We start from the raw sequence: 11,891 nt of genomic DNA on the forward strand, positions 1-11,891 counted from the left end.
GACCAAGGAGGCGCCAATATGACTATTTGGACTCATTTAGCTCAACACTCTTTTGAAGAGACGCCCCGCCTGTTTTTGCGCCCCCCTCTCATAACGGACTTGGCCGCTTTTCATGAGTTGGCTAGCGATCCACAAAATGTAACCTACATTTTTCCAGCTCAGGCAAGTAGGGAAGAGAGTCTCCATTTATGGACTCATGCTTTTCTTAAACATCCACTTGGGACTTGGGTTTTGGAGGATCCTCATGAGCATCGGCTAATAGGGGTTATTCGTTTGGAAAAAATCCAAGAATCGCTAAGGCAGGCAGAAGTTGGCTATTTTTTACATAAAAAGTATTGGGGTCAGAGCCTGATGGCGGAAGCTTTAAGTCACCTTTGTCAGATCTTGCTGGAATCAGGTGGCTTGGAATCCCTGAGTCTTCAGGTACACTTGGAAAATACGGCCAGCCAGCGGGTGGCCCAGAAAGCCGGCTTTGAACTTTTACGCCAATTCAAAGGTAGTGATCGCTATAGTCGGAAAATGCGGGACTACTTAGAATTCCGACGAAAGCGAGGACGCTATGAGTAAGCATCAGGATGTCTTAGATTATTTAGAATCTATGGTGGTTGGCCGCAAGGTCAGTGTTCGTAGTGTGGCAAATTTCCTTGGAATTAGTGAGGGAACCGCCTACAGGGCTATCAAGGAGGCCCAGGCACGGGGCTGGGTAGAAACACGGCCTCGAAGTGGGACTGTCAGAGTGGCACCACGAGAGGAAAGCCAGACACCCCTAACCTATGCGGAAATTGTGGAGGTCACCCAAGCAAGAGTTTTAGCAGGAGAGGCAGGTTTACAGAAGGAATTCTCAGCCTTTAGTATTGGAGCCATGTCCAGGGAGAATGTGGTCACACATTTGAAGGATGGCGGCTTAGTAATCGTCGGTGATCGGACCTCAGTTCAGCGTTTGGCCTTGCACCATGATTGTGCGGTTTTAGTAACCGGAGGGTTTCCTGTGACTGAAGAGATTCTTGCCTTGGCGAATTCCCTATCCATTCCCATTCTATCAAGTGGGGAAGATACCTATCAGGTGGCTAGTCAGATTTCCCAAGCGGTTTCCCAGCGGCAAATCAAGGCCCACATTATGACCGTCGCGGATGGTTACCGGTCGAGTGATATTTATGGAGTATTGACCGATCAGGATTTAGTCAGAGATTTCTTGGCCATGGTTCAGAAGAAGCACTTTTCGTCCTTTCCTATCGTCAACGGGACTGGACAATACCTTGGTGTGGTCCGGCTCCAGGATATAGGTGGTCAGGCTGGTAGTGTGGTTTTGGAATCGGTGTTGACGAATAGCCTTTTACCGGTGGCAGCCTATACGAGTTTGGCCGTGGCCCAGCGGAAGATGATGGACCAGGGAGTAGAGCTTTTGCCGGTTGTAGATGACGAAAATCAACTTTTAGGAGTTCTGACCCGAGAGGATGTAATTGCCCTTTTGTCACAGGAAGGGACCCAGTTAAAGGCTACATTTTCCGAGCAGGTTCGCCCGCACCTGGAGAAGCTAGGTTCGGACTACCGCTTGCGGGTAGACCCATCGCTTTTGGATGAGCAGGGGAGTCTGGCTGCGGGAGTCTTGACTGAGGTTGCCCTACAGGTCTCTAAGAAAGAATTGGCGCTAGCCGGCTCTGGATTCTTTCTGACTTCAGCTTCGGTCCATGTTTTTCAGACCATAGAAGTGGAAGAGGAGTTGCTTGTGGTGGTCCGCCTCTTGCACCAAAGTCGGTCTAGTCGCGTTTTACAATTATTATTTAAGGAAAATGAGCAGGCAGTTGCTCAAGTTACAATAGAAATTACAGTTCAATGAGGAGAGAAGATGATTACCTTAAAATCACAGCGAGAAATTGAGTTAATGAAGGCGAGTGGGGAGTTCTTGGCGAGCGTACATCGTGGATTGAGAGATATGATTAAGCCAGGAATTGATATGTGGGAAATTGAGGAGTATGTCCGTCGCCGTTGCAAGGAAGACAATGCGCTGCCTTTGCAAATTGGGGTTGAGGGGCATTTAATGGACTATCCTTATGCAACTTGTTGTTCATTGAACGATGAAGTGGCCCATGCTTTCCCTCGTCATCAAAAATTAAAGAATGGCGACTTGATCAAGGTGGATATGGTCGTTGGCTTAGTCGATAAGACTGAGTTGGATGTTTCCAAGTTGGATTTTGATGATGTACCAACAATGCGTCGTTTGTCTGAAGATTTCCGTGGAGGGGTAGCAGATTCCTGTTGGGCATATGCCGTTGGGGAGGTTACACCAGCAGTTCAAGAGCTGATGGACGTCACTAAGGAGTGCTTGTACCGTGGAATCGCGGCTGCACAAGTTGGCAATCGCTTAGGTGACATCGGAGCTGCGATTCAAGAATACGCTGAGAGCAAAGGTTACGGTGTGGTTCGAGATTTGGTAGGGCATGGAGTCGGTCCAACCATGCACGAAGAGCCCAACGTCCCCCATTATGGTCGAGCTGGTCGTGGTCTCCGCCTTAAAGAGGGGATGGTTCTAACCATTGAGCCTATGATTAACCAAGGTACTTGGGAAATCGATACTGATATGAAAACGGGTTGGGCCCACAAAACCCTTGATGGTAGCTGGTCTTGCCAATATGAACACCAGTTCGTGATTACCAAGGATGGGCCAGTTATTTTGACGAGTCAAGGGGAAGAAGGAACTTATTAATACTTAACGAATTTCAAAATCAGAATACTCGCGGAATTTCAAAAAATGACAAGGACAGCTGATGATAGTGCAACTGGTCTGGGAGACTTGTTGAATTTTATCAATAGACTTCCTTCAAAACAGTGACGGAACTTGAGATTCATCGGGGTTATCATTTGAAAAAAAAGACTGAGTCACAAGATATTTCAGTGTGGTTATGCGATATTTCATGTGTGAAATTGAATCAAATACATTAGTTCCGCAGGAAGTTAATGAAGCGTGCAAGGCACGCAATCAATCAGTTCATCAAAGAGGCTTGACAAAGTCAGATTTTGAAATTCAATGAGTATAAGATTACCGATTATGGCTAGACTAGATTAAAGGATGATGGAAGTTTGTGACTTGATCAGTTAGGGGCGCTATCGGTAGAGGTAAAAAAATGAAACAACAACTGCATGCACTCCTAGACTGGGGGAAGACTTTACTTCAAGGACCATGGTTACAAGCGGGAATCCGCTTTTATGGTCAGGCGGGGAGTCAAGTAATGGCTATCGCCATTGCCTACTATTTGATGCTCTCCCTGATTCCATTTTTTCTGATAGTGGCCAACCTTTTACCCTACCTGCCGATTGATAGTGGAGATATTTTGTCTTATCTTGAAGCCTGGGTTCCAGAGAGTCTCTATCCCTCTTTAGCCCAAGTGGTAGAGGGAGTACTCTCAAAACCTTCGACTGGTTTTTGGAGTATAGCTTTGATCTCGGCTTTCTGGACTCTGTCTTCAGCTATGTGGATGGTCGAGCAAAGTTTCAATAAGGTTTACGGAGTGGAGAAGCGAACCAGTTATCTAGTGTCGCGGATACTGAGTTTAGTCATGGGAGTCCTCTTACAATTAGTAATCTTTTTTTTAAGCTTTCTTTCTCTCTTTAGCAGTTACTTGTTGGAGACGTTGAAGAGCTTCTTGAATTTAGATTATTTGCCCTTAGAGGACCTCATTCGAGGCCTCAGTAACTGGAGCTTTGTTCCTCTGCTAATATTGCTTTTCTTTCTCTATTTCAGTTTGCCCAATGTTCGGATTACACGTATCCGTTATACCCTTCCGGGGATTCTTTTAGTCACTGGCTTTTTCTACGTCTTTAATGGCTTGATTAACCAATATTTGATTCGGTACATGGGCCGCTTTACAGATTATCGTTTGGTCGGTTCTGTTGTCCTCTTCGCTGTTATTTTTTGGTTCGTTTTAGTAGGGCGGATTTTAATTATTGGCGCCGTATTAAACGCCTCCTACCAATTTGTGCAGGAAGGCGATTTTGAGAGTAAATCATATCTAAAATAAAAAAAGAGGCTGGGACGAAAAATCCTAGCCTTTCTTGTTGGTAAAAACAAATAGTTTGCTTAGCACGTAATTGAGAACAATAATGAAGACCTGAGAGAAGAGCGCCACAATGGCATTGACAGCTTGGAGGTCCTGGTTCACAAATTGCCCAATAATCCCCGGAAAGAGGGTCACGAAGAAGTAGCTCAAAGCAATGTCCAAAACCAAGGTGCCTAAGCGGGCCATGAAAAATTTGACTAAGCGCTGCCAGCGACCATCTTTGGCTTGCTGAAAAACAAAGAGATCGTTGGTGATAAAAGCAAAGAGAATCGTCAAAATATTGGCTACCGCTGTAGACAAGACCGCAGCTTGGGTTAAATAAAAGAAACTTGTCCGTAATATCAGGTAGACGACTGTCGCCAGAACTCCAAAAAAGAGATAGGACAAAACTTCGTTGTTAAAAAATTTTTTTAGTAATGCTTTCATAAATGTTAGTCTACCACAAAGACAGAAATTGTGCTATACTTGGGGAGTTGTGGAACAACCCTTGACGCTTCCTTCTTTCGTCAAGCATATTATAAGCGGTGGAGCCGCTAAAGGAGTTTTTATGAAATCTTTGACAACCCGAGATTGGGCTCAGATGTCCCTAGTTGCAGCACTCTATGTTCTCTTAACGGTCTTGCCCCCCTTTAATGCGTTGAGCTATGGGGCCTACCAGTTACGTTTATCAGAGATGCTGAATTTTTTTGCTTTTTTGCATCCCAAGTATATTTTGTCTTTGACTGTTGGGTGTATGTTGGCCAATTTCTATAGTTTTGGAATGATTGATGTTTTCGTTGGTGGAGGTTCGACCTTGGTCTTTGTCTCAATAGGGGTCTATTTGTTTAAATCCTGGGTTGGCAAGGGGAAAATTTTTGGCCTCTTTGATCGGGGTTATTTTGCATTTGCCCTATTCTTTGCCATTTCCATGATAACAATTGCCTTGGAATTACACCTTTTGCAAGGCTTACCTCTTTTCTTGACTTGGTTTACGACTGCAGTTGGAGAATTCGTTTCACTCTTGCTTGGAGTTGTCCTTTTCCAAAACTTGGAAAAACGTCTGCGGACCTTTTTTTAATCCACTAGTTGGTAGGTCGGCGCTTTCCTTTAAAAACCTGGGACTGGATTAGCTTGCATAGCTTTACGGACTGAAGAATAAAAAGACTGATAAACGGATAGTTGTCAGTCTTTTTTGCACGAAAAAAGGCAAGGATTTGTGATAAAATTGAACTATGAAAGATAGAATGACTGAATTGGTCCAAGAGCTTAATCACTATGCTCAGGCCTATTATGAAAAGGATCGACCGCTGGTAACGGATTCCGAATACGACCGGCTTTATCGAGAGTTACAAGAACTGGAGGCCCAGCACCCGGACTTGGTTTTGGCAGATAGTCCAAGCCATCGTGTAGGAGGGAAAGTTTTAGAGGGATTTAATAAGTACCAGCATGCTTATCCGCTTTTTAGTTTGCAGGACGCCTTTAGTTATGAAGAGTTGGTAGAATTTGATCAACGGGTCCGTAAAGAGTTTCCGAAAGCCGCTTATGTTTGTGAAATGAAGATTGACGGCCTCTCTATTTCTCTGACTTATGAGAATGGCATCTTGGTCGCGGGAGCTACTCGAGGGGATGGTCAAGTTGGTGAGGATATTACTGAAAATCTTCGCCGCGTTCAGGATTTGCCGCTCCGTTTGAAGGAAGCTGTAGATATCACAGTACGTGGTGAGTGTTACATGCCCAAGGCAGCTTTCCAGGCCCTTAATGAGGAACGGGAGCAAGAGGGGGCTTCCAGCTTCGCCAATCCACGAAATGCCGCGGCTGGAACGTTGCGACAATTGGATACGGGAGTCGTTGCCAAACGTCAATTGGCTACCTTTTTGTATCAGGTGGCTGGTCCTTGGACTGCTACGACTCAGGAAGCTGTCTTGGTGGATTTAGAAGCCTTGGGCTTTGAGGTGAACCCCCTTCGTAGAACCCTGACAAGTATTGAAGCAGTCTGGGAGTTTATCCAAGAAATCCAGGATAAGCGGGAATCATTACCGTATGAGATTGATGGAATGGTCATTAAGGTGGATGATTTGTCCATGCAAGAAGAGCTAGGGTTCACTGTCAAGTATCCTAAGTGGGCCATCGCCTATAAGTTCCCTGCAGAAGAAAAGGAGGCCCGTCTGCTTTCAGTGGACTGGACAGTGGGTCGGACGGGTGTGGTAACCCCTACGGCCAACCTTAGTCCGGTCCAGCTGGCTGGGACAACTGTTAGCCGCGCAACACTTCATAATCGAGATTATATCCTGGAAAAAAACATTCATGAAGGGGATACCGTGGTCGTCTACAAGGCCGGTGACATCATACCCGCAGTATCTCACGTGGTCCAAGCAGCCCGTCCAGAAGGAAGCCAACCTTTGGCGACTCCGAGTCACTGTCCAAGCTGTGGATCTGAATTGGAGCAGCTTAAGGATGAAGTTGCTTTGCGTTGTGTCAACGCCCAGTGTCCGGCACAGTTCCGTGAGCGCCTGGTTCATTTTGCCAGCCGTGCGGCCATGAATATCCAAGGGCTTGGTCCCTCCATGATTGAGAAGCTCTATGAGGCGAAATTCATTAAGCACGTATCTGACCTTTATCGGTTGGACCTAGATATGCTTCTGACCTTGGATGGGGTCCAAGAAAAGTCAAGTCAGAAATTACTCGATGCCCTAAGTTTATCGAAACAGAATTCAGCTGACCGCCTACTTTTTGGACTGGGGATTCGATTTGTTGGGGCTAAAGCTAGTCGCCTTTTATTGGAAAAATTTGAAAATCTAAAGGTATTAAGCCGAGCGAGTGAAGAAGAAATGGTGCAAATTGATGGTATTGGTCCATCGGTAGCGCAAAGTCTGGGGCACTATTTTGAGCATCCAGAGGCTCAGCAGTTACTCGATGAGTTGGCGGATGTGGGCATGAATCTGGACTACTTGGGACAAAAAACGGTAACGGATGGGCTTTTGTCCGGTCAAACTGTGGTTTTAACAGGAAAGCTCAGTCGAATGAAACGGGCAGAAGCTAAAGCTAAGTTAGAGTCTTTGGGGGCGAAGGTAACTGGGTCTGTCTCCAAGAAGACCAGTTTGGTTGTGGCTGGAGATGATGCTGGAAGCAAGTTAACCAAGGCTCAGGAATTGGGAATTCCAGTTCAGGATGAAGCCTGGTTGGAGGAATTGTAATGGTAGAAGAAAGACAAAGAGCTCGGTTGATTTACAATCCGACCTCTGGGCAGGAAATCATGAAACGCTATATTGCAGATGTACTGGATGTCCTTGAAGACATCGGGTATGAAACCTCCGCCTACCAAACCACCCCCCTGCCATTTTCAGCTCAAAAGGAAGCTGAAAGAGCAGCGCGTGCAGGTTTTGATTTAGTGATTGCTGCGGGGGGAGATGGGACTATCAATGAGGTTGTAAATGGAATTGCCCATCTGGCTAAGCGACCCCGAATGGCTTTTATTCCTGTCGGGACTACCAATGACTATGCCAGGGCCTTGAAAATTCCTATGGGGGATCCAGTAGCAGCAGCCAAGGTTATTGCACAGAAGCAATTGGTTGAAATGGATATTGGCCGAGCTTATGGCAATAAACATTTTATCAATATTGCTGCTGCAGGCACCTTGTCGGAGCTGACCTATAGTGTTCCGAGTAATATCAAGACTCGGCTGGGTTATTTGGCCTATGTCGCTAAAGGGGCGGAAATGTTGCCGCGGTCAAAGTCTCGGAAGGTACGATTGGAACATGACCAAGGTGTTTTTGAAGGCAAGGTTTCCTTGATTTTCGTAGCCTTAACCAATTCAATTGCCGGCTTTGAAAAGCTGGCTCCTGACGCAAAGTTGGATGATGGGAATTTCACCGTCATCGTTGTCAAAACGGATCGGATTTTTGATATGATGTCACTCATAATCCAAGCGATAAATGGTGGGCAGCATGTTTCAGATCCCAATGTGATTTATATAAAAAGTAAAGAAATTAAGTTGGAAGTTCTTGAAGGGGATCAGCAGTTCATGCTCAACTTAGATGGAGAGTATGGAGGTGATACTCCAGTCCATTTGGAAGTACTTCCCAACCACTTAGAATTTTATGCCGATGTTGATGAAATTTCTGATGAAGCATTGACGGGCGATAGAGGATAAAAATGATAGAATACCGTGTTTTGATTCACTACCATAGCCAGGAGGGGCGCTATGCTGGCGCTAATTTGTGGCAGTGGAAGGATGGCGATTTGGGGAGGGAAGTCTCCTTCACGACCTATGATTATTTTGGGATGACGACTGAACTTACATACCATAGTCAAGGCCCTTTATCCAATGCTAAGTTTTTGATCAAGGCTCAAGACTGGTCCTGGCAGTCCAGGGATTTTGAAGTACAACTCTTACCTGTTAATCTTCGTACTGAGGTTTGGGTCATTGAGGGGGATGATACCCTTTATTATTCCAGGCAAGCAGCTATGGCTAGTCCGCGTTTTCGTTACCGCAATCCCCACGCCTTTGATATGGCTAATCATGCTCAGGGCTTTGATCAATACTGGGCTTATCAGGGCTGGCTGGGGGCTCGTTATGAGTCGGAAGCTTCCTTTTTTAAAGTTTGGGCACCGACTGCTAAACAGGTTGACCTAGTGGTTTACACCTCTGCTGCTAATGATGCACCGGTTTGGAAGATTTATCCTATGGAGCGTGGGAGTGTAGCTTCTACAGATCACGCCAAAAATGATATTGGGGTTTGGTATGCGCGTGTGACTACAGACATTCGTGGCCTAGCCTATCAATACCATGTTTACCAAGACTTTGATGATCGGTTGACCAGGGATCCCTATGCCCAGGCTGCCACAGAAGACGGTTTGCGTTCAGTCCTTCTAGCAGAGGAAGATCGAGCTATTCCTAATTTTATCTTAGGGGATCAACGGGAAGCGACTTGGCGGATCGACCAGCCAACCAAGGCGGTCATCTATGAAATGCACGTGCGCGATTTAACAAAGTCACCGACATCTGGTGTGCCAGCCAGCTTACGGGGCACTTACTTGGGGGCTGCCTATCCAGGAGCTCAGACAGATTCTGGGCAGGCGACTGGGCTTGATTATATTAAGAGGTTGGGTGTAAACTATGTTCAACTACAGCCCATTGCAGATCGCTTTAAGCAGTATGATTCAAATGGGCAAGTGCTCTATAATTGGGGGTATGATCCGCAGAACTATAATGTGCCAGAATCCAGTCTGTCCAATCATTCCCATTCCCCAGCTCAGGTGATTCGGGATCTTAAAACCATGATTAAAACGTATCATGATGCTGGTATTGGGGTCATTTTGGATGTGGTTTATAACCATGTTTACTCTACTCATAATAGTCCCTTTCAGGACCTGGTGCCAGACTATTATTTTCGAATGGCTCCTGATGGATCTTTCGAAAATGGAACGGGTGTCGGTAGTGAGACTGCCAGCGAACACGCCATGTTTCGAAAATATATGTTAGACTCGTTACGGTATTGGGTGGAGGAGTATCAGGTCGACGGCTTCCGCTTTGATTTGATGGGAATTCACGATGTGGAAACCATGAATCAGATTCGCCAAGCGATGGACGAGATCGACCCTCGTATTCTACTCTATGGTGAAGGTTGGGATATGGGCACTGTCCTTAGCCCAGAAGAGAAAGCTAAGAAAGACAATGCCTTTTTGATGCCAAGAATCGGTTTTTTTAATGATGATCAGCGCGACGCTTTGAAGGGATCAGAAGTTTTTGGCCATTTAAAAGCTGGATTTGTGAGTGGCCAAGGCAGTGATCATCAAGTTGTTCAAGCCTTCAAGGCCAGTCGCAACTTGGGAAGCTATCTAACTCCTTCTCAGGTCTTAAATTATGTACAAGCTCATGACAACTACAATCTTCACGATCTTTTGCAGGAACTTCATCCAGGTGAAGATGTGGCTATTCGGTGGCGACGCCAGGAGTTAGCTACCGTTCTAAATCTCCTGATGCCTGGTATGACCTTCATGGAAGCCGGGCAGGAATTTGGTCGGACCAAACTTCGAGCTACTGGGCCAGACGGGCAGGTAACCCAAGATGATAAAGAACGAGCCATGAATTCCTACAACGCCCCAGATGCAGTCAATCAAATTGATTGGAGCCGCCTAGACCATGTCGGTCCTGCCCTGGATCGCATCCAAACTCTAATTGCACTCAAAGAAACCGAAAGCAATTTCAGTCCTTCCACCTATGAAGAAGTAGAGGAAAGATTGGTCTTTGGACCAATCCAAGAAGGTGCGGGACGATTAGAAGTGACTTTCCTTGGAAGTCAAAAAGACTACCGCCTTTATCTAACAGTGAAAGAACCGATACCTCTTGAAAAACTAGAGGAGTGGAATTTGGTTGTCAGCAACCAAATTAGCCTTGAAACGGGCAACCTAGAGCCACTTCACTATGCTCTTTTTGAAAAAATCGTATAAAAATAGCCCCCGAATTTGAATGAATCGGGGGTTTTTGATACTCGAAACAGTTCGAAATCTGAAAAGGCAATCCGATGAAGACAGAACTTAGGGTTCGGCGAAGAGGATTATACTCTTTTATACTCATTAAATTTCAAAATCTGACGTTGTCAAGCCTCTTCGGTGAACCTTAGTTCTACCATCATCGGCTTTCCTAGTCATCTTTTTGAAATTTTTCGAGTATTCCGATTTAGAAGTTAGTTAAGTATTAGTTTATCTTTTATTACTGTGTTAGCTCGTCTTGCCGTACTTCAGTACTGTCTACGACTCGCTGCCTTGTACTAAAAGTAAACTAAAAGACTATAACACATTCAGATTTTGAAATGTAATGAGTATGAGTTTATAGATCACGAACCATTTTATAGAGCATGTCCGAATAAAAAGAAACGGTGTCGGCGGATGAGATAGGACCAAAGAAATCCAAGTTTTTTTCTTGATAGATTTGGGCGAAAAAACCAAAATTGGAGATTGTGGTGATTAAGAGATAGAACTGGTGCACAGCCTTTAAAATATCGACCTGATTGGCCGAGGGAAACTGCTGTTGGAAAATAAAAGCCAATGATTCAAAGAAAGGAACGACCTCTATCTGTAGCTGCATGGCTTCTTCATCCGTTTGATGACACTGAATACTTGTGAAAGGGATGGATAAGAGCTTTATGAAGAGAGGGTGTTCTACTACCAGTGCAATGAGCTCCTGGCAAAATAATGGTAGCTCTTTTGCTTCCTTAAAGTGATGGAGAGAAGCATCCGCAAATTTCAAGCCTTCTTCCTTTAGCAATTGTAGAAAAAGGGCATCCTTCGATGGAAAGTAGGTGTAGAAGGAGGGACGGGAAATATCCAATTGTTTAGCTAGACTGACCAAGGAAATCTGGTCATAGGATTTGACCAGAAAGAGCTTGCGTGCAGCACTGAGTATGTCTTTATAGCGTTGCTCAATGGCTTCTTGTGATCGGGCACGTTTCTGTGTCATAGTGGTATCTTTCTAACTTCTTTTACTTAAGTTTACCATACTTTAGCAAAAATGTAAGCCCTTTTGAAGACTTTTGGTTTTATTGGGAAATAAAAAATAGGAAATGCCTAAAAATCAACTTGTTAGACGTTTTCATAAAATGACTTCCTAGGAAGCGACTCAAAAGTATGATAGAATCCCGAGTTTATCACTTTGTGTTGTAAGCAATCCAGCTCAACCGCTTGATAGAACTGGATTTTTTCAACATTTTTCACACAAAATACTTGTTGTGTATGGTTGTGTATGATATAATAGAAATATGGCTTTTATTAAAACGACTACTAACAAAGAAGGTCGGACTCACGTTTATCTTGTTGAAGGATATCGTAAGGACGGGAAAGTAAAACAAAGAATACTTC

The 11,891-nt window shown here is 44.9% G+C and carries 10 protein-coding genes and 1 riboswitch; of the genes, 8 read left to right on the forward strand and 2 right to left on the reverse strand.

All coding sequences use genetic code 11. From position 1 onward, the window contains the following. Positions 1-18 precede the first annotated feature (18 nt). The 4 genes from JEQ21_RS04030 to JEQ21_RS04045 all read left to right on the forward strand — a co-directional run bounded on the left by JEQ21_RS04030 (position 19) and on the right by JEQ21_RS04045 (position 4,016). Positions 19-567 carry a GNAT family N-acetyltransferase gene (locus tag JEQ21_RS04030; RefSeq protein ID WP_199364080.1) on the forward strand — a complete coding sequence of 183 codons (549 nt, stop codon included), beginning with the start codon at positions 19-21 and terminating at the stop codon, positions 565-567. Beyond that, on the forward strand, positions 560-1,837 hold the full coding sequence (locus JEQ21_RS04035) for a DRTGG domain-containing protein (RefSeq protein WP_199364089.1): 1,278 nt from the start codon (positions 560-562) through the stop codon (positions 1,835-1,837). The genes JEQ21_RS04030 and JEQ21_RS04035 overlap by 8 nt, the downstream gene beginning before the upstream one ends. Before the next feature lie 9 nt (positions 1,838-1,846). Beyond that, positions 1,847-2,704: a methionyl aminopeptidase gene (locus tag JEQ21_RS04040; protein ID WP_199364091.1), complete on the forward strand. Its 858-nt coding sequence runs from the start codon at positions 1,847-1,849 to the stop codon at positions 2,702-2,704. A gap of 418 nt (positions 2,705-3,122) precedes the next feature. Beyond that, positions 3,123-4,016, forward strand: a complete 894-nt coding sequence (locus tag JEQ21_RS04045; RefSeq protein WP_199364093.1) for a YihY/virulence factor BrkB family protein — start codon at positions 3,123-3,125, stop codon at positions 4,014-4,016. Between the two features lie 24 nt (positions 4,017-4,040). Here the strand turns inward: JEQ21_RS04045 and JEQ21_RS04050 are convergent, their stop codons facing one another. Next, positions 4,041-4,481, reverse strand: a complete 441-nt coding sequence (locus JEQ21_RS04050; RefSeq protein WP_196092023.1) for a GtrA family protein — start codon at positions 4,479-4,481, stop codon at positions 4,041-4,043. A gap of 29 nt (positions 4,482-4,510) precedes the next feature. Then, a riboswitch (PreQ1 riboswitch) is annotated at positions 4,511-4,605 on the forward strand. Here JEQ21_RS04050 and JEQ21_RS04055 point away from each other — a divergent pair. The 4 genes from JEQ21_RS04055 (at position 4,603) to pulA (ending at position 10,484) form a co-directional block, all read left to right on the forward strand. Further along, positions 4,603-5,112, forward strand: coding sequence for a QueT transporter family protein (locus JEQ21_RS04055; protein ID WP_199364095.1), 510 nt, complete (start codon positions 4,603-4,605; stop codon positions 5,110-5,112). Its footprint overlaps the riboswitch before it by 3 nt. Positions 5,113-5,266: 154 nt before the next feature. Next, entirely contained in the window at positions 5,267-7,228 is a 1,962-nt protein-coding gene (ligA, locus tag JEQ21_RS04060; protein WP_199364097.1) for an NAD-dependent DNA ligase LigA, read from the forward strand. Continuing rightward, entirely contained in the window at positions 7,228-8,184 is a 957-nt protein-coding gene (locus JEQ21_RS04065; protein WP_199364099.1) for a diacylglycerol kinase family lipid kinase, read from the forward strand. The genes ligA and JEQ21_RS04065 overlap by 1 nt, the downstream gene beginning before the upstream one ends. 2 nt (positions 8,185-8,186) lie before the next feature. After that, entirely contained in the window at positions 8,187-10,484 is a 2,298-nt protein-coding gene (gene pulA, locus JEQ21_RS04070) for a type I pullulanase (RefSeq protein WP_199364100.1), read from the forward strand. 379 nt (positions 10,485-10,863) lie between these two features. Here pulA and JEQ21_RS04075 read toward each other — a convergent pair whose 3' ends face one another. Further along, positions 10,864-11,493: a TetR/AcrR family transcriptional regulator gene (locus JEQ21_RS04075; RefSeq protein WP_196090779.1), complete on the reverse strand. Its 630-nt coding sequence runs from the start codon at positions 11,491-11,493 to the stop codon at positions 10,864-10,866. Between the last annotated feature and the right edge of the window lie 398 nt (positions 11,494-11,891).

The organism is Streptococcus sp. 121, from assembly GCF_016458205.1.
Taxonomy (GTDB): domain Bacteria; phylum Bacillota; class Bacilli; order Lactobacillales; family Streptococcaceae; genus Streptococcus.